This is a genomic window from Pseudomonas sp. GR 6-02, from assembly GCF_001655615.1.
Lineage (GTDB): Bacteria > Pseudomonadota > Gammaproteobacteria > Pseudomonadales > Pseudomonadaceae > Aquipseudomonas.
Genome location: NZ_CP011567.1, coordinates 1451595 through 1471049 on the forward strand (window position 1 = coordinate 1451595; position 19455 = coordinate 1471049).

General features: G+C 59.2%; 22 protein-coding genes. 14 read left to right on the plus strand and 8 right to left on the minus strand.

All coding sequences use genetic code 11. The annotated features are described in order from the left end of the window. The first annotated feature begins 130 nt into the window (after nt 1-130). Entirely contained in the window at nt 131-1831 is a 1701-nt protein-coding gene (fadD1, locus tag PGR6_RS06260) for a long-chain-fatty-acid--CoA ligase FadD1 (protein WP_018926455.1), read from the plus strand. A gap of 216 nt (nt 1832-2047) precedes the next feature. Here the strand turns inward: fadD1 and PGR6_RS06265 are convergent, their stop codons facing one another. Continuing rightward, nucleotides 2048-2425, minus strand: a complete 378-nt coding sequence (locus PGR6_RS06265; RefSeq protein ID WP_018926454.1) for a hypothetical protein — start codon at nt 2423-2425, stop codon at nt 2048-2050. Between the two features lie 201 nt (nt 2426-2626). On the opposite strand from PGR6_RS06265, the gene PGR6_RS06270 reads away from it, so the two are divergent. The 3 genes from PGR6_RS06270 to def all read left to right on the plus strand — a co-directional run bounded on the left by PGR6_RS06270 (nt 2627) and on the right by def (nt 4464). Further along, entirely contained in the window at nt 2627-2818 is a 192-nt protein-coding gene (locus PGR6_RS06270) for a CsbD family protein (RefSeq protein ID WP_018926453.1), read from the plus strand. Between the two features lie 165 nt (nt 2819-2983). Further along, a complete protein-coding gene (locus PGR6_RS06275) occupies nt 2984-3928 on the plus strand; it encodes a YihY/virulence factor BrkB family protein (RefSeq protein ID WP_018926452.1) in 945 nt (314 codons plus the stop codon). Further along, nucleotides 3925-4464: a peptide deformylase gene (def, locus tag PGR6_RS06280; protein ID WP_064616393.1), complete on the plus strand. Its 540-nt coding sequence runs from the start codon at nt 3925-3927 to the stop codon at nt 4462-4464. The genes PGR6_RS06275 and def overlap by 4 nt, the downstream gene beginning before the upstream one ends. Before the next feature lie 19 nt (nt 4465-4483). On the opposite strand, the gene PGR6_RS06285 is transcribed toward def, so the two are convergent. Beyond that, nucleotides 4484-4903 carry a GNAT family N-acetyltransferase gene (locus PGR6_RS06285; protein WP_018926450.1) on the minus strand — a complete coding sequence of 140 codons (420 nt, stop codon included), beginning with the start codon at nt 4901-4903 and terminating at the stop codon, nt 4484-4486. Between the two features lie 340 nt (nt 4904-5243). Between PGR6_RS06285 and PGR6_RS06290 the strand changes: the two genes are divergently transcribed. From PGR6_RS06290 to PGR6_RS06305, 4 genes are all read left to right on the plus strand, one after another. Next, nucleotides 5244-6185, plus strand: a complete 942-nt coding sequence (locus PGR6_RS06290; protein WP_064616395.1) for a fatty acid desaturase — start codon at nt 5244-5246, stop codon at nt 6183-6185. Nucleotides 6186-6209: 24 nt separating this feature from the next. Beyond that, nucleotides 6210-7001 (plus strand): phosphate/phosphite/phosphonate ABC transporter substrate-binding protein, encoded by a 792-nt coding sequence (locus PGR6_RS06295; RefSeq protein WP_064616397.1) that lies wholly within the window; start codon nt 6210-6212, stop codon nt 6999-7001. A gap of 131 nt (nt 7002-7132) precedes the next feature. Continuing rightward, a complete protein-coding gene (locus PGR6_RS06300) occupies nt 7133-7696 on the plus strand; it encodes a sigma-70 family RNA polymerase sigma factor (RefSeq protein ID WP_018926446.1) in 564 nt (187 codons plus the stop codon). Then, on the plus strand, nt 7693-8706 hold the full coding sequence (locus tag PGR6_RS06305; RefSeq protein WP_064616399.1) for an ABC transporter substrate-binding protein: 1014 nt from the start codon (nt 7693-7695) through the stop codon (nt 8704-8706). The genes PGR6_RS06300 and PGR6_RS06305 overlap by 4 nt, the downstream gene beginning before the upstream one ends. Nucleotides 8707-8763: 57 nt before the next feature. Here the strand turns inward: PGR6_RS06305 and gstA are convergent, their stop codons facing one another. After that, nucleotides 8764-9366, minus strand: coding sequence for a glutathione transferase GstA (gene gstA, locus PGR6_RS06310; RefSeq protein ID WP_064616401.1), 603 nt, complete (start codon nt 9364-9366; stop codon nt 8764-8766). Nucleotides 9367-9465: 99 nt separating this feature from the next. On the opposite strand from gstA, the gene PGR6_RS06315 reads away from it, so the two are divergent. Then, nucleotides 9466-10365 carry a LysR family transcriptional regulator gene (locus PGR6_RS06315; protein ID WP_064616403.1) on the plus strand — a complete coding sequence of 300 codons (900 nt, stop codon included), beginning with the start codon at nt 9466-9468 and terminating at the stop codon, nt 10363-10365. 98 nt (nt 10366-10463) lie between these two features. Here the strand turns inward: PGR6_RS06315 and PGR6_RS06320 are convergent, their stop codons facing one another. From PGR6_RS06320 to PGR6_RS06330, 3 genes are all read right to left on the minus strand, one after another. Continuing rightward, complete coding sequence (locus tag PGR6_RS06320) at nt 10464-11207, minus strand: NAD-dependent epimerase/dehydratase family protein (protein WP_018926442.1); 744 nt, start codon at nt 11205-11207, stop codon at nt 10464-10466. Between the two features lie 43 nt (nt 11208-11250). Continuing rightward, nucleotides 11251-11883, minus strand: coding sequence for a glutathione S-transferase family protein (locus tag PGR6_RS06325; protein WP_019651718.1), 633 nt, complete (start codon nt 11881-11883; stop codon nt 11251-11253). Nucleotides 11884-11947: 64 nt separating this feature from the next. Next, nucleotides 11948-12979 carry a LacI family DNA-binding transcriptional regulator gene (locus PGR6_RS06330; RefSeq protein ID WP_018926440.1) on the minus strand — a complete coding sequence of 344 codons (1032 nt, stop codon included), beginning with the start codon at nt 12977-12979 and terminating at the stop codon, nt 11948-11950. 215 nt (nt 12980-13194) lie between these two features. Between PGR6_RS06330 and PGR6_RS06335 the strand changes: the two genes are divergently transcribed. Further along, nucleotides 13195-13728, plus strand: coding sequence for a gluconokinase (locus PGR6_RS06335; protein WP_064616405.1), 534 nt, complete (start codon nt 13195-13197; stop codon nt 13726-13728). 81 nt (nt 13729-13809) lie between these two features. Further along, the gene (locus PGR6_RS06340; protein ID WP_018926438.1) at nt 13810-15162 is read left to right on the plus strand and encodes a GntP family permease; all 1353 of its coding nucleotides are present in this window, start codon (nt 13810-13812) and stop codon (nt 15160-15162) included. A gap of 242 nt (nt 15163-15404) precedes the next feature. Here the strand turns inward: PGR6_RS06340 and alaC are convergent, their stop codons facing one another. Then, nucleotides 15405-16622, minus strand: a complete 1218-nt coding sequence (gene alaC, locus PGR6_RS06345; protein ID WP_018926437.1) for an alanine transaminase — start codon at nt 16620-16622, stop codon at nt 15405-15407. A 139-nt stretch (nt 16623-16761) separates the two neighbouring features. On the opposite strand from alaC, the gene PGR6_RS06350 reads away from it, so the two are divergent. From PGR6_RS06350 to PGR6_RS06360, 3 genes are all read left to right on the plus strand, one after another. Next, nucleotides 16762-17424: a LysE family translocator gene (locus PGR6_RS06350; RefSeq protein WP_064616407.1), complete on the plus strand. Its 663-nt coding sequence runs from the start codon at nt 16762-16764 to the stop codon at nt 17422-17424. A 69-nt stretch (nt 17425-17493) separates the two neighbouring features. Further along, nucleotides 17494-17979, plus strand: coding sequence for a GyrI-like domain-containing protein (locus tag PGR6_RS06355; RefSeq protein WP_064616409.1), 486 nt, complete (start codon nt 17494-17496; stop codon nt 17977-17979). A gap of 324 nt (nt 17980-18303) precedes the next feature. Further along, complete coding sequence (locus PGR6_RS06360; RefSeq protein ID WP_018926433.1) at nt 18304-18792, plus strand: GNAT family N-acetyltransferase; 489 nt, start codon at nt 18304-18306, stop codon at nt 18790-18792. Nucleotides 18793-18831: 39 nt separating this feature from the next. Here the strand turns inward: PGR6_RS06360 and PGR6_RS06365 are convergent, their stop codons facing one another. Beyond that, nucleotides 18832-19437 (minus strand): pyridoxamine 5'-phosphate oxidase family protein, encoded by a 606-nt coding sequence (locus PGR6_RS06365; protein ID WP_007934805.1) that lies wholly within the window; start codon nt 19435-19437, stop codon nt 18832-18834. Between the last annotated feature and the right edge of the window lie 18 nt (nt 19438-19455).

The following is a 19455-nucleotide window of genomic DNA, read 5'->3' on the forward strand; positions in this document are numbered from 1 at the left end:
CAAAGCTGCTACTCTCGGCGCGCTTTGTGACTTCTCGGCCTATGTAAAGCCAGATTCACCAATAGACAAACACCAATAATAATCGCATCAAATGCGGTGTTGAATTCGCGTTGCTGAGGAGTGGGCTTCCATGATCGAAGACTTTTGGAAGGATAAGTACCCAGCTGGAATTGCTGCCGAGATCAATCCAGACGAGTACCCGAATATTCAGGCAGTGTTGAAGCAATCCTGCCAACGCTTCGCTGACAAACCGGCATTCAGCAACCTGGGCAAGACAATCACCTACGGTGAGCTGTACGAATTGTCCGGTGCCTTTGCCGCTTACCTGCAACAGCATACCGATTTGCAGCCGGGCGATCGAATCGCCGTGCAATTGCCCAACGTGTTGCAGTACCCGGTCGCCGTCTTCGGTGCCATCCGCGCCGGGCTGATCGTGGTCAACACCAACCCGCTGTACACCGCGCGGGAAATGGAACACCAATTCAACGACTCCGGTGCCAAAGCCCTGGTCTGCCTGGCCAACATGGCGCATCTGGCACAGACCGTCGTGCCGAAAACCGGCGTCAAGCACGTGATCGTCACTGAAGTGGCCGACCTGCTGCCGCCGCTCAAGCGTCTGCTGATCAACAGCGTCATCAAGTACGTGAAGAAGATGGTCCCGGCGTATCACTTGCCCAAGGCCATCAAATTCAACGATGTGTTGAGCAAAGGCCATGGCCAGCCAGTGGTTGAAGCCAACCCGGCCAGCAGCGACGTGGCGGTGCTGCAATACACCGGCGGCACCACCGGCGTGGCCAAGGGCGCGATGCTGACCCACCGCAACCTGGTGGCGAACATGCTGCAGTGCAAGGCGCTGATGGGCTCCAACCTCAACGAAGGTTGCGAGATCCTGATCACGCCGCTGCCGCTGTACCACATCTATGCCTTCACCTTTCATTGCATGGCGATGATGCTGATCGGCAACCACAACATCCTGATCAGTAACCCGCGCGACTTGCCGGCGATGGTCAAGGAACTGTCGAAGTGGAAGTTCAGCGGTTTCGTCGGCTTGAACACATTGTTCGTCGCGTTGTGCAACAACGAAGCGTTCCGCAAGCTGGATTTCTCGAACCTGAAAATCACCTTGTCCGGCGGCATGGCCTTGCAACTGGCCGCGGCTGAACGCTGGAAAGCGGTCACCGGCTGCCCGATCTGCGAAGGTTACGGCATGACCGAAACCAGCCCGGTGGCCACGGTGAACCCGAGCCAGAACATCCAGATCGGCACCATCGGTATTCCGGTGCCGTCGACCCGGTGCAAAGTCATCGACGATGCCGGCGTTGAGCAGCCGTTGGGCGGCATCGGTGAGCTGTGTGTGAAAGGTCCGCAAGTCATGAAGGGCTACTGGCAGCGTCAGGAAGCCACCGATGAAATACTCGACAGCGAAGGCTGGTTGAAAACCGGTGATATCGCACTGATTCAGCCCGATGGCTACATGCGCATTGTCGATCGCAAGAAAGACATGATCCTGGTCTCCGGTTTCAACGTGTACCCCAACGAACTGGAAGATGTGCTGGCGACCCTGCCGGGCGTACTGCAATGCGCGGCCATCGGCGTGCCGGACGAGAAGTCGGGGGAGGCGATCAAGATCTTCATCGTTGCCAAACCGGGCGTGACCCTGACCAAGGAACAGGTGATGGAGCACATGCGCGCCAACGTCACCGGCTACAAGGTGCCCAAAGCCGTGGAGTTCCGCGACGCGCTGCCAACCACCAACGTCGGCAAGATCCTGCGCCGCGAGTTGCGCGACGAAGAGCTGAAAAAGCTGGGCGTGAAGAAAGTCAGCGCCTGATCAAACAAAAGCCCCGCAGATGCGGGGCTTTTTGTTTAAAGCGGTATCAAAAGCGCTTTTGTGGCGAGGGAGCTTGCTCCCGCTCGGCTGCGCAGCAGTCGCAAAAGCAGCCAGCGGCCTGATCAGGTGAATCGAGGTACCTGATTTAGGGGCGCTACGCACCCCAGCGGGAGCAAGCTCCCTCGCCACAGGGGACTCTTTGATGGCTTGAGAGGATTACTGGCGGAACTGCGCGAAATTGACGTTGGTGCCCGCCGGACGCATGTCCTGCAGGTACGAGTCCTTGTCGGCGCTCAGTTCCAGGCTCAATGCAGCCTTGCGTTTACCCTGGTTGCGCACCACCAGGCCTTCGAGCTTCTCGCGCAGGAACACCGTCGGCACTTTCAGGTGCAGCAGTTCGTCGGTATCCGGGGTGTGCATCAGCAAGTGAATCCATTCGTACTGACCAATGGCCAGCCGCGCGACCGGGATATCGAACCAGAAAATGTTGCGGTTACGGTTCAATTCGGTGAAATGGCAGTTGTTGACGCCAAGCACTGCACCGCCAAGTTCCTGGTTTCTGCGGGCAATGGCCTGCTTTTTATCGAGTTTCATAACGTTCCTACGGGATTGGATCTTCAGCGCCATGGCCTGAATACGTTGCGCATTCTCGGGGCAAAGCCTGCAAACATAAAGCCTAACCTGCCTGGGGCGATGAAATGTTCTGTTGGGAAATAAATGAAACTCCGCGCAAAGGCTTTCGGTCCACCCTTATGTAACGACTTTCCCCGTTGAAATGTTCTCAGGAGACATACCATGAGCAGCACTGGCGATAAAGTTAAAGGCATGGCAAACGAAGCGGTCGGCAACGTCAAGCAAGGCGTCGGCAAGGCCACCGGTAATGACAAAATGCGCGCCGAAGGCGTCAGGCAGGAACAGAAAGGCGAAGCCCAGCAAGCCATCGGTAAGGTCAAGGATGCTCTTAAAAAAGGTATCGACAAGGCGTAACCCGGCGTTTGACGAGTAACAGAGACGGCCATCCGCGGATGGCCGTTTTTGTGTCAGCTTGAACTTGAGCAAGGAAATTGTTTCAAAGTCGCCAAGTAGGCTACTTTGTTGTAGAAAACGGCCCCTGAGTCGCCATGACTTCAACTTTTTTGCGGCGAGACGCTAATGTTTTTCCCGACCATGAAAGGTCTGCCCCTGCATCGCGTGATGATGCGCACGGTCACCGAGTTCGTCGCCGACGAGATGTCGACCTATGCCTCGGCGCTCGCCTATCAGATGCTGTTCTCGCTGTTCCCTTTCATCCTGTTCCTGATTGCCCTGATCGGCTTCCTGCACTTGCCGGACTTCTTCTCCTGGCTGCGCCTGCAATCGGAACTGGTGCTGCCGCCCCAGGCGCTGGAGCAGGTGAACCCGGTGATCGACCAGCTCCAGCAATCCAAGGGTGGTTTGCTCTCGGTGGGTATTGTGATCGCCCTGTGGACCGCGTCCGCTGGTGTGCGGCTGATGATGAGTGCGATGAACGCCGCGTACGACGTGGTTGAAGGCCGTCCGGTGTGGAAGCGTTTTCCTCTGTCGATTTTCTACACCATCGGCATTGCCGGCATGCTGCTGGCCGCCGCTGCGCTGATGGTGCTCGGGCCGCAGGTGATGGCCTGGATCGCTTCGCAAGTGGGCCTTGAAGATTTCATTGTGACCGTCTGGACCATCGCGCGCTGGCCGGTGATCGTGATTCTGTTGATGATGGCGGTGGCGCTGATTTACTACGTCATGCCCGACGTCAAACAAGAGTTTCGCTTCATCACCCCGGGTGCGGTGTTGTCCGTGGTGGTCTGGATCGTCGCTTCGCTGGGCTTCGGTCTGTACGTCAAAACCTTCGCCAACTACAACGCCATGTATGGCAGTATCGGCGCGATCATCGTGTTGTTGCTGTACTTCTATATTTCCGCCGCGGTGCTGCTGCTCGGTGCGGAAATGAACGCGGTGATCGAGCACATGTCATCCGAAGGCAAGAAACCCGGTGAAAAGGTGCACGAAGAACCCAAACAGCATGTCTCAGGACTGGGGCGAGATCACTCTATCCAGCCGACCACTGACGAAGTCATAAAATGATCCGTGAAATTCTGAAAATGGGCGATGAACGCCTGCTGCGCATCGCTCCGCCGGTGTCGGCGGAAATGTTCGACAGCCCCGAATTGTGGCAACTGATCGATGACATGTTCCAGACCATGGAAAGCGTCGGCGGGGTCGGCCTGGCCGCGCCGCAGATCGGTGTCGACCTGCAACTGGTGATCTTCGGTTTCGAGCACAGCGAGCGCTATCCGGACGCCGAAGCGGTGCCGCAGACGATTCTGATCAATCCGTTGATCACGCCCTTGAGCCCGACCCTCGAAGAGGGTTTCGAAGGCTGCCTGTCGGTGCCGGGCCTGCGCGGGGCGGTGGATCGCTATCAGCAGATTCGCTATGAAGGCTTTGATCCCAAGGGCGAGCCGATCGTGCGCATTGCCTCGGGATTTCATGCACGGGTGGTGCAGCATGAATGCGATCACCTGATCGGCCGGTTATACCCCTCGCGCATCACAGACTTCAGCAAGTTCGGGTTTACCGAAGTGATGTTCCCGGACCTTGATCCTGCGGCGGACGATTGAATCGCTAAAGGATCGCTGTTCATGCCGAACCTGGTTGCAAACCCATGGCAATCATCGGTTTGCTGCGCGCATAACGGCTCAACCGTTCGGCCAGGGCGTAGGGCAGGGGCGGGTCGAAGGTAAAACCACGACGCTCATAAAAGCCACGCAAATCCGGATGGCAGAACAGCCAGACCGGCTCTTCAAGGTGCTTGACGGCGTGGGCGATCAACGTCGCGGCGATTCCTTGTTCGCGACAGCTCGGGTCGACAAACAGCCCGGTCAGCCAATGCCCGCCGGCCACCGGCCGCAAACACAGCGCCGCGATGATCTCTTCACGTCTTGCGACCCACAATTGAGCGTCTCGCACCGCTTTCATCGACGATTGGTGGGCGCGGTAAAACTTGTTCATCAACGGCCATAATGGCTCGTCGAGCAAGGTGTACTGGGTGTTGGGCATGGGCTCGGACAGTCGGTGGGCAGGGCACAGATTATAAAAGAACACGCGCGCCGGGATAGGTGTATACCTGATCTCACATCCCCTGTTAGTGGAGTACGCATCATGTCCAAAGGTATGGAATCAAAGAAAGCCGCGAAGAAAAAACCGGCGAAAACCGCAATTGAAAAACGCGCGGACAAGAAAGCCAAGAAGGTGAATGTGTTCGGCCACTGATCCCGCGTCCATGGAGCCCGAGTCCTCGGGCTCCTGTTTTTTGCGTCTATCGAAATAACCAAACAATCTGCAAGAAATCCCGGCGCCGTTGCACAGAGGGGGATTGGTTCCCGTTCTGAGCAAAGCCATGCCCCATTACTTTGACGCTGCCCATCGTGAAGAAATCGAAACCCTGCGCCAACGTTTCACCGCTCGCACCGAGTGGCCGACCTGGCTGTTGCTGATCGGCGTTTACGTCGGCTGGTTCAGTATTGTGCTGGGCAGTGCCCGGTTGGGGCTCTGGTGGAGCACGTTGTTGCTGATTCCACTGCTGGTGTTGTGGTTGTCGGTGCAGCACGAATTGCTGCACGGTCATCCCACCCGTTGGCCAATGCTGAATAAAGTCCTCGGTTATGCGCCGTTTGCGGTCTGGTATCCCTACACCTTGTACCGCGACAGCCATTTGCTGCATCACCGCGACGAAGACCTGACCATCCCAGGTAGCGACCCGGAAAGCCGTTACCTGAGCGCTGAACAGTGGCAGCGCAGTTCGCTGTTCGAACAGGGCCTGCACTGGCTGAACAAAACCGTGCTGGGGCGCTTGGCCCTCGGTGCGCCACTGGCCTTGCTGGCGCTGGCGCGGGAGGAGCTGCAACGGCTGAAAACGGGTGAGCGCCAAGCCTGGTTGATGTGGCTGAGCCATGGTGCGCTGACGCTGCTGATGCTGGCGTTCATCGCGCGCTACAGCGTGCTGCCGGTTTGGTATTACCTGTTGCTGATCAGCGTGCCGGCGCTGTCGATTGCAATGATTCGCTCCTACTATGAACACCGTCCGCATACACAACCGGAGCAACGCACCGTCATCAATGAAGCAGGGTGGCCGTGGCGCTGGCTGTTCCTGAATCTCAATCTGCACCTGGTGCACCATGACTTGCCGGGGTTGCCCTGGTACGACTTGCCACGGGTGTACCGCGCGCATCGCGATCAATGGCTGGCGCGCAGTGGCGGGTTTCTGGTGCGGGGTTATGGCCAGTGGGTGCGTTGGCACGGGGTGAGGGCGATTGACAGTCCGCGGCATCCGTTTCATTGATTTTCACTGGTGAAGAAATATTCGATGACACAACACCTCGCTGAATTACTGATGTACGTCGCTCCCGAGCCGATCCACCAGGCCAACGAGCGTTGGCTGTCGCAGATACTCGAACAGCTCGGCAGCACCCGCCTTGATGCCGCAGAACTGTCGCTAATGGACCTTTGGCTATCCCCGCACCTGCTGCTGACCCAAACCTGTGGTTACCCGTTGATGACAGCCTTGCGCGGTCGCGTCCGGGTCATTGGTCGTCCTCGTTATGAACTGCCGGACAGCAGCGGCGGCAACCATTGCAGCCTGTTGCTGACTCGCGCCGATGATCCTCGAAGAACCTTGTCGGCCTTGCGCGGCAGTCGCGGCGTGATCAACGGCGAAGACTCCAACAGTGGCATGAACCTGTTGCGTCACCGACTGGCGCCGTTGCACCGCGACGGGCAGTTTTTTGCCCGTGTCGCCATCAGCGGCAGCCACCGCGAAAGCCTGCGCTGGCTGCGTGACGACCTGGCGGACCTGGCCGCCATCGACAGCGTGACCTTCACCTATCTGGCGCAGCACGCCCAGGCAGAAGTCGCTGGCTTGAGAGTATTGGCGCGCACCGCGTTCAGTCCGACGTTGCCGTACATCGCGGCGGCTGACACCACTGATGTGCAGGCTGAACAGCTTCGACAGGTGATGAACCAGACATTGAAGGAACTGCCCGAGGTCGCCGAGACGTTGGGCCTGCAAGAAGTGTTGCCCGCCAGCGAGAGCGACTATCAGATTATTCTCGATTATCAGCGGGACGCCGAAGCGCTGGGGTATGGGCGGTTGCGATGAGGCTCATTCATGTAAATTCATTTATGGAATATAAAAATTCATTTTAAGTATTTTTAATGAATAAGGCTCCTTGCTAGGATCGCGCCACCGGATCACCGGACATTCAGCGACCCCTAACCCAAGGAGCCCCTATGTCCGGCGCCGACGTTTCCCATCGCAACGACGTGGGCGGATTGTTCCGCGCCCACTACACCTGGCTGTGCGCACGTCTGCGCCGATATCTGGGAGCCAGTCCCAGTGTCGAAGACATTGCCGCCGAAACCTTCGTGCAATTGCTCGAGTCGCCAGGCCTGACGCCGATTCGCGAACCCCGCGCCTTACTCACTACCATCGCCCAGCGATTGATTTATCAGCTGTGGCGCCATCGGGATCTGGAACGCCAACACCTCGAGCAGTTACTGCCGACTGATCCGATTGGCGGGCCATCGCCTGAAGACCTGGCGCAGTTCTCCCAGACCCTGAAGCACCTGGATCGAACCCTCGACCGCCTGCCGGGCCAGGTCAGGGCAACGTTTCTGCTGTCGCGAGTCGACGGCCTGACCTACCCACAAATTGCCGCCGAACTGGGCATTTCCCAGCGTTCGGTCAGCGTCTACATGACCCGTTCCCAGGCTCTGTGCACGCTGCACAGCGCCAACGAACCCCTGAACCGAACGTCCTTGAACCGAACACCCCAGACCCGGAGGTCCGCATGAGATCGATCAAAACCCTGCTCGGCAGTTCGCTGCTGGCCCTGAGCCTTGTGGCTGGCCATGTTCCCGCCGCAGAAAAAGCCACACCCATCCATTTCGGCGACATCACCTGGGAAAGCGGCAGCCTGATCACCGAGATCCTGCGGCTGATCGTCGAGAAAGGTTATGGCTACCCAACCGACACCTTGCCCGGCAGCACCGTCAGCCTCGAAGCCGCGTTGGCCAAGAACGACATCCAGGTGATCGGCGAAGAGTGGGCCGGGCGCAGTCCGGCCTGGGTCAAGGCGGCATCGGAGGGCAAAGTGTTTGGTTTGGGCGATACCGTCAAAGGCGCCACCGAAGGCTGGTGGGTGCCGGAATACGTGATCAAGGGCGACCCGGAACGCGGCATTAAACCCTTGGCGCCGGAGCTGAAATCCGTCGCCGACCTGGCCCGCTACAAGGACGTATTCCGCGACCCCGAAGACCCAAGCCGCGGACGCTTCCTCAACAGCCCGACCGGCTGGACGTCGGAGATCGTCAACAGCCAGAAACTCAAGGCCTATGACCTGACCGCCAGCTACGTCAACTTCCGCACCGGTTCCGGCGCGGCACTGGATGCCGAGGTCGCTTCATCGATCCGCCGTGGCAAACCGGTGCTGTTCTACTACTGGTCGCCTACGCCACTGTTGGGTCGCTTCAAACTGGTGAAACTCGAAGAGCCACCGTTCGACGCGCAAGCCTGGAAAACCCTGGCCGATGCCAACAATCCGAACCCCAAGGGCACGCGTTCGATGCCGGCCAGCCTGGCCATCGGCGTGTCGGCACCGTTCAAGGCGCAGTACCCGGACCTGGTGGCGTTCTTCGAAAAGGTCGATTTGCCGATCGATCTGCTGAACCAGACCCTGGGGCAGATGAGCGAAAAACGCCAGCAACCGCGTCAGGTCGCCGAAGCGTTTTTGCGCGATCAGCCGCAAGTGTGGAAGGGCTGGGTGCCGGGTGAGGTGGCGAGCAAAGTGAGTGCGAGTTTGTAGTTCAGCGGTGTTTGATAGATAGCTATCGCGGGCTTGCCCGCGAAGCGATCTAAAGCCTTACACCAACTCTGCCGCCAATGTCGCTTTCACGCTCGGCCGCTGATCAACCCGCGCCTGAAAGCGCGCCAACGCCGGCCAATCATCCAGATCAATCGCAAACAGCCGAGCCCAACGCAACACCGTAAACAGATACGCATCGGCAATGCTGAACCCGCCGGGCATCAAGTAGTCCTGCCGCTCCAGCGTCCGGCTCAACACGGCAAAGCGCTTGAACAGTTTCTCTTTGATGAGCGCCTTCACCTCGTCCGCAAACTGCGGATTGAACAGCCAACCCAGCCCGCCATGAATCTCGGTCGAAACGAAGTTCAGCCATTCCTGTAACCGCACCCGCTCGAACGTTCCGCTCGCCGGTGCCAGGTTTGCCTCCGGGTGCAGATCCGCCAGGTACTGCAGGATCGCCGGGCCTTCGGTCAGCACATCGCCGTTATCCAGCTGCAATGCCGCGACGTAGCCTTTGGGGTTAATGGCGAGGAAGTCATCGCCGGTGACGGTTTTCTTGCTGCTGTTGTCGACGCGGACCAACTCGAACGGCAGCTCCAGTTCGCGCAGCACAATGTGCGGCGCCAATGAGCAGGCTTGCGGGGCGTAATACAACTTCATGGGCGGGGCTCTGGTTGCGGATTTGCGCCAGTGTCATAGTGCGCGGCACCCTCGGTAAAATTAATCTTTCAGAAAACTGCCATAAGGAAAGCTACTGCCATGATGAACTTGATGCATTGGCGAATGGTGGTGGCGGTGGCCGATACCGGCAACATTACCCGCGCCGCTGAGCGGGTCGGCATGACTCAGTCCGGTGCCAGCCAGGCACTGGCCTTGATTGAAGAAACCCTGGGCGTTCAGCTGTTCATCCGGGAAAATCGCCAGACCTTGCCGACCGCCATTGGCTTGCCGGTGATCGAACAGGCGCGAACCATGCTTGGTGCCCTGGAAAACATTCGCAGCACCGTCGACGCCGCTAAAGGCATCCAGCGCGGGACGATTCGTCTGGCCAGTTTCCCTATGGTGCTGACGACGTTCCTGCCGCCACTGTTGCGCCAGTTCAATCGGCTGTATGCCGGCATTCAAGTGGTGGCGCTAGAGGTCAGCGACGATGAAGTGGAAACGTTGCTCAGTGCCGGGTTGGTGGATGTCGGTGTGGCGTTGAACCCGGCACCTGCGCGCAATGCCGGGCGTTTGGGGCGTGATGCCTGGGTGGCGGTTCTGCCCGGTGGCCATCCTTTGGCGCGCCGCTCGAATGAAGAGGGCGTCTCACTGGCGGAACTGGCGGAGCAACCCTTTGTGCTGGCCACGGGCGGGTGTTCGACCAATGCCCGCAGCCTGGCGGCTGATGCCGGGTTGCAACTGCTGGATGTGCGGGCCGAGGTGCGTGAGTGGAGCAGTGCGTTCACCCTGGTGCGGGAAAACATCGGCGTGACCGTGGTGCCGGAAATGACCCTGCCGACTCATCGCCAAGGCTTGCGGATAGTGCCGGTGACGCCGCGCATCGACCGGGAGTTTGCCTTGGTGGTCGCGCCCGACAAAGAACCTTCGGCGGCGGTGCGGGCGCTGCTGAGAATGCTCGCAGAACATCAGTTATCGGCTGATTCGTCCGGGAACTGAAAAGGAGGGCGATCAACCCTTGCCGCCGAGCGGCAGAGGTCGACCGACCTCAGGCTACAGCGCAAGAACCACGTTGCCCGGATTCTGGAGACGCACCGTCAAGGAAACCCAATGGGAATGTCGAACTCCTGAAATGCATCGTCCACCGGCCTATAACCCAACACCCGGGTAGTTTCACTGAGGTCCAGGCGTTTGAAACGGTTATTGGAGATACCGTGGGCGATCAGGTGTTGCACACCTTCGACCTCCACAGAGAGTTGCAGCAACTGCACTGCATCACGAGGGCTGAGCCATGCACTCAGGTCGCGAGCGTTGGTCAATTCGTGACGGTCCGCAAACTCGAAAGCGCCGATGCGTATGGCAATGCTCGAGAGGTTGTGTTTGGCAGCGTAGAACGCACACAAGGCTTCGCCATAACACTTGCTGACGCCATACAGATTGGCCGGCATCACCTGCATGCCCGGTGTGATCTGCCGGTCCACCGGATAGCCCTCGATGGTCTGCGCGCTGCTGGCGAACACCAATCGTTTACAACCCGCAGCCACGGCGGCTTCGAACAGGTAAGTGGTGGCCAGAATATTGTTGGGCAGTAACTCATCGAAAGAGGCGGTGGCGTGAGGGATGCCGGCCAGATGCACAATGACGTCGATGCCTTTCAGCACTTCGCTTATGGCGGTGAGGTCGGACAGGTCCAGGCGTACAAAGCGATGCGGTGCTTCGACATTGAAGTCGGGCTCGATGCGATCCGTCAGCACGAAGGTGTAGCGGTCCTGCGAAGCTTCAAAAAAGGTTTTGCCGATTCTGCCGCAGGCGCCGGTCAGCAGTACGTTGAGTCCGTTCATGGGGTTCTCTTTTTATGGAAGGGCAGAGGGAGCGGGTTTGGCGTTATGGCACGCCGTTGCAGGCGTGTTCCATGAACCCCGGTCGCAATGCCAGTCGTTGGCAATACGCGTCGACGGCGGGATAGTCCGGGCGTTCCATCGGGGTCATCCGCCAGCGGTTGACCGACAAGCCGATGAGGATATCGGCCAGGGTGAACCGAGGTCCGGCGACATACGCTCCGGTCGACGCGAGTTGCTGTTCGAGGATGCCCATTTTCGCGTTCCAGCCGCGAACGCCATCGGCGATCCGCTGCGGATCCTGGAAGTTCGGCAATTGCCGCACCAGCGCAAAAAAGGCGTAGCCCCAGGACGGATTGAGTTCGGTGGCTTGCCAGTCCATCCACTGTTCCACGCGAGCGCGCGCCGCCGGCTCGATGGGCAACAGATCGGTGTTTTGGTATTTGCCGGCCAGATAGCGGCAGATGGTGTTGGACTCCCACAGCACGCCGGCTTCGTCGATGAGCACCGGCACCTGTGCGTTAGGGTTGAGCTGGAGAAACTCCGGACTCTGGGTCGAGGCAAAACCGCTGCCCCAGTCTTCCCGTTCGTAGGAAACGCCCAGTTCATCGCAGGCCCACAGGACCTTTCTGACGTTGATTGACGAGGCCCGACCCAAAATCTTCAGCGCATGTCCCATTGAGCTTCTCCGTTTGCTGTTACAGGTGCCGGGAATCTAGCACGAGCAAAGGGATGATTGCGTATCAGGTGCTCTCGCGCACCTTCAATTCAAACCCCATGTCTTGCACCGGTTTGGCCACCGAATTGCCGGCCATCAAGGTCAGCATCAACTCGGCCGAACGACGGCCAATGGCCTCTCGAGGCGTATTGATACTACTCAGGCGCGGCACCATGTGTTCGGACATGGGCAGGTCGTTGAAGCCAAGGATCGCCACCTGTTCGGGGATTTTGATGCCGCAGCGCAAGGCTTCGAGCAGTGCGCCCTGGGCCAGGTCGTCGTTACCGAAGAAGATCGCATCGAGGTCTGGATGCGCAGCCAGCAATTGCAGGAACAGTTCGCCACCGAGTCCGACCGATGAGGCCCGTGGCGTCAACACTTCCAGATCCGGGTCGTAGCGCCCGGCCTTTTGCAGCGCCCGTCGGAAACCTTCGCCCCGCAGCAACGTACGCTGATCCAGCTGCGCTCCGATATAAGCCAGGCGTTTGCGACCGCGCGACAGCAAATGCTCGGCCGCCGTTTCGCCGGCGGCCAGCTGCGAAAAACCGACGCAATTGAGTCCCGCCGCACTGTCCAGTTCCATCATGTAGACGCAGGGAATGTTGCTGGCCTCGATCATCCGCCGCGAACTTTCGGTGCGGTCGAAACCGGTCAGCAGCAAGCCGCGCGGCTGATAAGCCATGTAGTTGCGCAGCAGGTTTTCTTCTTCATCGCGCGAGTAATGGAAGTTACCGATCAGCACTTCGAAGCCCTTTGGTCGCAAAACCTGATGAATGGCTTCCAGCGTGTCGATGAACAGCAGGTTGGATAATGACGGTACCAACACCACGACGGAATGGCTCTGGGCCGAGGCCAGCGCGCGGGCGGCGGGGTTGACCACGTAGTTCAACTCGAGGGCAGCCTTCTGGACTTTTTCCACCAGTTCGGTGGCCACCGTGCTGACGCCACGCAGGGCGCGGGAGGCTGTAATCGGGCTGACACCGGCCAGGCGCGCGACTTCGTTGAGGGTAGGACGGCCAGTGGTTCGTGTATTTTTATCGTTTTTAGGGGTATTCATCGGACGGCTTGCCAAACAAAATTCAAGGCACTAAGGTAGCGCTGTCTCGATGCAGCTGCAAATGCGTGAGCGGGGTTTGCCTGATCCTCGCTTTTCGGCATCGAGAACGAACATGCTGCAACCCACAAAAATGACAAGAAGGCGTCGGCAACATCTGCTTTTGCACTAGAGTTTTACGTAGCAAAGGTAGCGCTGTCTGCGCGCTGAGGTGTTACATGAATCATTCCATCACCGCCCTGGTCATCATGGGCGTTGCCGGTTGCGGCAAGACGTGTGTCAGCCAGGCCCTGTGCCAGCTCAGCGGCGCCACCGCCATTGAAGGCGACACTTTTCACCCTGCCGCCAATATCGAAAAGATGAGCGCGGGTATCCCCCTGAACGACGAAGACCGTGCCGGCTGGCTCGACAGCCTGTGCGATGAACTGCGCCGCGTCGACGCCCGTGGCGAGCGCCCGGTGCTGACCTGTTCGGCCCTCAAACACAGTTACCGCGAACGCTTGCGCAGTGCCTTGCCGGGCCTGGGCTTTGTGTTCCTTGAGTTGACCCCTGAAGTCGCCGCCGATCGTGTCTCCCATCGGCCGGGCCACTTCATGCCGTCGACCCTGATCGACAGCCAGTTCGCCACCCTTGAATCGCCCGTTGGTGAGCCCCTGACCCTGGCTCTGGATGCTTCAAGTTACAGCGTCGACGAATTGGCCGCTCAGGCCCACCGTTGGTGGCTCGATCACGGCCTGAAACTCGCCAGTTGAGTTTTGCTGCAAAAGATAGCGCTGTCCTGACGGCTTCTGATTAATCGCTTTAATAACAACAACAAACAGGAGACACCCCCCATGTTTGGCATGTCCCACGAGTCGTTTCTGCTGCTCGATGCAGTGGTCACGGTGATCGGCTTGATTGTCCTGATCACCAAGTTCAAGTTTCACCCGTTCATTGCATTGATCATCGCCGCCGCGTTCCTCGGGCTGACCTCCGGCATGCCGATCGGCACCATCATCAAGGCGTTCCAGGATGGTTTCGGCGGCGTTCTCGGTTTCGTCGGGATCATTCTGGCGCTGGGCACCATGCTCGGCAAAATGATGGCCGAGTCCGGCGGGGCGGATCAGATCGCCCAGACCCTGATTCGGGCCTTCGGCAAGGACAAGGTGCAGTGGGCCATGATGTTCGCGGCCTTCCTGGTCGGCATCCCGCTGTTCTTCGAAATCGGCTTCGTGCTGCTGATCCCGCTGGTGTTCATCGTCGCCCGTCGTACCGGTGTGTCGATCATCAAGATCGGTATCCCGCTGCTGGCCGGTCTGTCCGCCGTGCACGGTCTGGTTCCTCCGCACCCGGGTCCGCTGCTGGCGATCGGCGTGTTCGGTGCCGACATTGGTAAAACCATTCTCTACGGCCTGATCGTTGCGCTGCCGACTGCCATCATCGCCGGTCCGATCTATGGTACGTTCATTGCCAAGCACATTCCCGGTCATCCGAATCAGGAACTGGTGGACCAACTGGCGCGGGAGTCGGATTCCGCCGATCTGCCGAGCTTCGGCATTACCCTGGTCACCGTGCTGTCGCCCGTGTTCCTGATGCTGCTCAAGACCTTTGCCGATGTGGTGCTGCCGGATGGCAACTTCTTCCGCACCTTCATGGACCTGATCGGTCACCCGATCTCGGCGCTGCTGCTGGCATTGCTGCTGTCGCTGTACACCTTCGGCTACAAGCAGGGCATCGGTTCGCAACAGATGCTCAAATGGCTGGACTCGAGCCTTGCGCCGACTGCCGCGATCATCCTGATCATCGGTGCCGGTGGCGGCTTCAAGCAGATGCTGGTGACCAGCGGTGTAGGTGATGTGATCGGTCACATGGCGGTGGCGGCTCAGATCTCGCCGATCCTGCTGGCCTGGCTGGTGGCCGCGGTGATTCGCATCGCAACCGGTTCGGCAACCGTGGCGACCATCACTGGCGCTGGCATCGTGGTGCCGGTAGTGGGGATGATTCCGGGCGTGAACCGTGAGCTGCTGGTACTGGCCACCGGTGCCGGTTCGTTGATCCTGTCCCACGTCAACGACGCCGGTTTCTGGCTGGTGAAGCAGTACTTCAACATGACCGTGGCGGAAACCTTCAAGACCTGGACCGCGATGGAAACCATCCTGTCCGTGGTAGGCCTGGGCTTTATCCTGCTGCTGTCGTTGTTCGTCTGACACAAACGGCCAACACAAAAAAACCGCAGCGATGCGGTTTTTTTGTGGGTGAGATCTAACCCAATGTCGAGCAAGCTTTTTGTGGCGAGGGAGCTTGCTCCCGCTCGGCTGCGTAGCAGTCGTAAATCCGTCCACCGTGTTCTATCTGAAAAAAACATGGTGATTGGTTTTGGGGCCGCTTCGCGCCCCAGCGGGAGCAAGCTCCCTCGCCACAGATGTTTGTTCTCACAGGGTTTTGTGTGTCAGGCGTTTGTTTTGGTGACCAACCCATCCGCCCGAAACATCCCGCGAATTCCGCGTACGGCCTGACGAATCCGGTCCTGGTTTTCGATCAGCGCGAAGCGCACATGATCGTCCCCGTACTCACCAAACCCGACACCCGGCGAGACGCAGACCTTGGCCTCGGCCAGCAGTTTCTTGGCGAATTCCAGCGAGCCCAGGTGTGCATACGCCTCGGGAATCTTGGCCCAGACATACATCGACGCCTTCGGGTTCTCGACCATCCAGCCCAATTCATGCAAGCCTTTGACCAGCACGTTGCGACGCTGGCGATACTGTTCGGCAATGTCGCGCACGCATTGCTGATCGCCTTCCAGCGCCGCGATGGCCGCGACCTGCAGCGGGGTGAAGGTGCCGTAGTCGTGGTAGCTCTTGATCCGCGCCAGAGCGTTGACCAGCTCCGGGTTACCGACCATGAAGCCGATGCGCCAGCCAGCCATGTTGTAGCTCTTGGACAGGGTGAAAAACTCCACCGCGATGTCCTTGGCGCCGGGCACTTGCATGATCGACGGGGCTTTCCAGCCGTCGTAGACGATGTCGGCGTAGGCCAGGTCGTGCACCACCAGAACGTCGTACTGTTTGGCGAGGGCGATCACCCGCTCGAAGAAGTCCAGCTCCACGCACTGGGCGGTGGGGTTGGACGGAAAGCCCAGGATCATCATCTTCGGTTTCGGAATCGAACCGCGAATCGCCCGTTCCAGCTCGGCGAAGAAATCCACGCCAGGGATCAGCGGCACCGACCGCACCTGGGCGCCGGCAATCACGGCACCGTAGATGTGAATCGGGTAGCTCGGGTTCGGCACCAGCACGGTGTCGCCCTGGTCGAGGGTGGCCAGCATCAAATGCGCCAGGCCTTCCTTGGAACCGATGGTGACGATGGCTTCGTTTTCCGGGTCGATATCAACCTGGTAGCGATCCTTGTACCAATTGGAAATCGCCCGGCGCAGGCGCGGAATCCCTTTGGACGTGGAGTAGCCGTGGGTGTCTTCGCGCTGGGCGACGGTGACCAGTTTTTCGACGATGTGCGGCGGCGTGGCGCCGTCGGGGTTGCCCATGCTCAAGTCGATGATGTCTTCGCCACGACGACGGGCGGCCATCTTCAGCTCGGCAGTGATGTTGAAAACGTAAGGGGGGAGTCGATCTATGCGCGCAAAGCGGCGCGGCGAACCTTGTTCGGCCATTGTTGCCTCGAATAACGTAAGCGCCCGGAACCGTCCGAGCGACGCTGGCCACTGCGGTGGCCTGTGGCGGAATGTAAGGGCAGGTATGGCAAACTGTCCAGCCTCTACGTAAACAATTTTTTCCGAAGGAAACGGGTTGATGGAATTTACCAGTGGCTTCCTGCTCAGCCTTTCGCTGTGTCTGGACATCGGCGTGGCCAATATCGCGATGATCACGCTGGCGATGCAGCGCGGCTATTTCCAGGGTTTTGCCCTGGGGCTGGGGACTTGCGTCGGCGACCTGATTTACGCAGTGCTGGCACTGGCCGGCATGACCGTATTGCTGCAATACGAAACCGTGCGTTGGGTGTTGTGGATCGGCGGGTCGGCGTTGCTGCTGTACTTCGCGGCGAAGATGATTCATTCGGCGATCTACCACAGTGCCGTGTTGGCCGAGACCGCCGACGTTGGCCACAACTCCCATCGCAAAGAGTTCTTGCGGGGGATTTTCCTCGCGATGTCGTCGCCCAGTGCGATTCTCTGGTTCGCCGCGGTGGGCGGCACCCTGATTGCCCGTTCCGGTGGCGGCGGCACCCTCAGCTCGGCGTTGTTTCTCGGTGGATTTCTCTGTGCGGGAATTCTCTGGTGCGTCACGCTGTGCTTTGCGGCGAGCCATGGCGGCAAGCTGCTCGGAGACAAACTGCTGCGTTATTCCTACATGGCATCGGCCGCGATCTTCTGCTATTTCGCGGTGTACGTGATTCTTTCGGGTTACAACGAGTTTATCGGTGCGCCCACCGCCGGGCAGCTTCCGGGGCTCTGACTGGGCGAATCGGGTTTGGCCTCTATACTCCCAGCCGAACCCACTTTTTACGTTCCCAGGAGTCGAGTCATGGATGAGCAAATACGCGATGATCAGGTTGAGCAACGCTTCGAACACGGGCACTTCATGCTCATAGCGGGGCTTGGCGGACGATTTACCCAAGAGACGGCCGGCAAGATTCCCAAGCTCTGGGATAAATTCGTTCCCCACATCGGCAATGTTCCCGGGCAAAAGGGCGAAGTGACCTACGGCGTTTGCTGCAACCCGGATGGCAAGGGCGGTTTCGAATACATCGCCGGTGTCGAGATCAGCAAGCTCGACGACCTGCCCGAGAAATACCGCTGGGTCGAGATTCAGCCCCAGTATTACGCGGTGTTCGAGCACAAGGGCTCGCTGGATACCTTGCCCCAGACCTTTCAGTACATCTGGAACACCTGGTTGCCGCAGTCCGGTCACGAGGCAGCGGATGCCCCGGAGTTCGAACGCTACAGCGAAGACTTCAACCCGAAGCTCAATACCGGCGTGCTGGAAATCTGGCTGCCGATCAAGTCCTGATCACATCTGCGGAGGCGGCTCAACCGGCCGCCTCTGCATGTCCTGCGGGCACTATTTTCCCTTGTTCACCCGTCGCGCCCGCAACAGGTCGATCGCCAAAGAAACGAAGCCGAACGTGCTGATGCCCAACAGCATAAGAAGACCGATTTGGACGCTGCTCATGGTGTGTTCCCCTCATGGTGACTAGAGACAGGCAACACAAATAGCCCCGGGCGACGCGCAATGAAAGTGCCTATACGAAGGCTTTACGGCACTTGTCGTGATCGATATGAACACCTTATTAATTTATGATCCCAGCCTTTCCCCCGCCGATTCCGAGCTGCCATGAACACCGTCATCCGCCACGTCATTCCCGCTGACCTGGACCGTTGCTACGCCATCGAAACCGTTGCCTACGAAGGCGACGAAGCCGCCACCCGCGAGAAAATCGCCACCCGCATCGCCACTTGGCCCGAGGGCTTCATCGTCGCCGAAGTGGATGGCGTTGTAGCCGGTTTCGTCAATTCCGGTGCGGCGTTCGAGGTGGAAATGTCGGACGAGGCGTTCAAGGAACTGATCGGCCACGACCCGGCCGGTCCGCATGTGGTGATCATGTCGGTGGTGGTGCATCCGGATTATCAGGGGCAAGGCCTGGCGAAACGCTTGATGGGTGAATTCATCCAGCGCATGCGCGCACTGAACAAGGCCAGCATCCACCTGATGTGCAAAGAGCGGCACATTGCGCTGTATGCCGGGTTTGGGTTTGTCTATATCAAGCCTTCGGCGTCCGACCATGGCGGGATGGCGTGGCATGAGATGGTGCTCACCCTCTGATTGATCGTTCCAACGCAGAGCGTGGTAACGACCAATCCTCTAATAGAGACTATCGCGCACCCTGGCCGGCGCTTCCCGGTCGTACGTCTCGGCATCGAACTGCCCATCGTTCAGCCGTTTGTGAAACGCGCCGGCGGTCGGTAGGGCAGAGCGGTCGAGGTAGCGCTCGGGGTTCCACAAATCCGAACGAACAATCGCTTTCGAACAATGGAAATACGCCGCTTCCACCGTCACCAGCATTACCGTGCGCGCCGGTTTGCCATTGACGGCAAAACTCTCCAGCAATGCCGGTTCGGCGCTGATCTGCGCCGTGCCGTTGACCCGCAGCGTCTCGCCGATCCCCGGAATGATGAACAGCAGCGATACCCGCGAGTCGAGCACGACATTGCGCAGCGTGTCGATGCGGTTGTTGCCGGGGCGATCCGGGATCGCCAGCGTGCGCTCATCGATGATCCGCACAAAACCCGGCGTATCGCCGCGCGGTGAGCCGTCCATGCCGTCGGGGCCGACCGAGCTGATAATCACCAGCGGCGAGGCGCGGACCATCGCCTGATAGTCCTCGTTCAAAAACGGGATCTGCTTGCGCACCGCGCGCTCATGGGGCAGGCCGTAGATCGCTTCCAGCGCTTCGATTGAATTCAACATTCGTTCATCCCTCCATGA

Excerpts from the sequence above, each read along its gene's own strand:
- fadD1 (WP_018926455.1), top strand. The coding sequence starts at position 131 with ATGATCGAAGACTTTTGGAAGGATAAGTACCCAGCTGGAATTGCTGCC.
- PGR6_RS06265 (WP_018926454.1), bottom strand. The coding sequence starts at position 2,425 with ATGAAACTCGATAAAAAGCAGGCCATTGCCCGCAGAAACCAGGAACTT.
- PGR6_RS06270 (WP_018926453.1), top strand. The coding sequence starts at position 2,627 with ATGAGCAGCACTGGCGATAAAGTTAAAGGCATGGCAAACGAAGCGGTC.
- PGR6_RS06275 (WP_018926452.1), top strand. The coding sequence starts at position 2,984 with ATGTTTTTCCCGACCATGAAAGGTCTGCCCCTGCATCGCGTGATGATG.
- def (WP_064616393.1), top strand. The coding sequence starts at position 3,925 with ATGATCCGTGAAATTCTGAAAATGGGCGATGAACGCCTGCTGCGCATC.
- PGR6_RS06285 (WP_018926450.1), bottom strand. The coding sequence starts at position 4,903 with ATGCCCAACACCCAGTACACCTTGCTCGACGAGCCATTATGGCCGTTG.
- PGR6_RS06290 (WP_064616395.1), top strand. The coding sequence starts at position 5,244 with ATGCCCCATTACTTTGACGCTGCCCATCGTGAAGAAATCGAAACCCTG.
- PGR6_RS06295 (WP_064616397.1), top strand. The coding sequence starts at position 6,210 with ATGACACAACACCTCGCTGAATTACTGATGTACGTCGCTCCCGAGCCG.
- PGR6_RS06300 (WP_018926446.1), top strand. The coding sequence starts at position 7,133 with ATGTCCGGCGCCGACGTTTCCCATCGCAACGACGTGGGCGGATTGTTC.
- PGR6_RS06305 (WP_064616399.1), top strand. The coding sequence starts at position 7,693 with ATGAGATCGATCAAAACCCTGCTCGGCAGTTCGCTGCTGGCCCTGAGC.
- gstA (WP_064616401.1), bottom strand. The coding sequence starts at position 9,366 with ATGAAGTTGTATTACGCCCCGCAAGCCTGCTCATTGGCGCCGCACATT.
- PGR6_RS06315 (WP_064616403.1), top strand. The coding sequence starts at position 9,466 with ATGATGAACTTGATGCATTGGCGAATGGTGGTGGCGGTGGCCGATACC.
- PGR6_RS06320 (WP_018926442.1), bottom strand. The coding sequence starts at position 11,207 with ATGAACGGACTCAACGTACTGCTGACCGGCGCCTGCGGCAGAATCGGC.
- PGR6_RS06325 (WP_019651718.1), bottom strand. The coding sequence starts at position 11,883 with ATGGGACATGCGCTGAAGATTTTGGGTCGGGCCTCGTCAATCAACGTC.
- PGR6_RS06330 (WP_018926440.1), bottom strand. The coding sequence starts at position 12,979 with ATGAATACCCCTAAAAACGATAAAAATACACGAACCACTGGCCGTCCT.
- PGR6_RS06335 (WP_064616405.1), top strand. The coding sequence starts at position 13,195 with ATGAATCATTCCATCACCGCCCTGGTCATCATGGGCGTTGCCGGTTGC.
- PGR6_RS06340 (WP_018926438.1), top strand. The coding sequence starts at position 13,810 with ATGTTTGGCATGTCCCACGAGTCGTTTCTGCTGCTCGATGCAGTGGTC.
- alaC (WP_018926437.1), bottom strand. The coding sequence starts at position 16,622 with ATGGCCGAACAAGGTTCGCCGCGCCGCTTTGCGCGCATAGATCGACTC.
- PGR6_RS06350 (WP_064616407.1), top strand. The coding sequence starts at position 16,762 with ATGGAATTTACCAGTGGCTTCCTGCTCAGCCTTTCGCTGTGTCTGGAC.
- PGR6_RS06355 (WP_064616409.1), top strand. The coding sequence starts at position 17,494 with ATGGATGAGCAAATACGCGATGATCAGGTTGAGCAACGCTTCGAACAC.
- PGR6_RS06360 (WP_018926433.1), top strand. The coding sequence starts at position 18,304 with ATGAACACCGTCATCCGCCACGTCATTCCCGCTGACCTGGACCGTTGC.
- PGR6_RS06365 (WP_007934805.1), bottom strand. The coding sequence starts at position 19,437 with ATGTTGAATTCAATCGAAGCGCTGGAAGCGATCTACGGCCTGCCCCAT.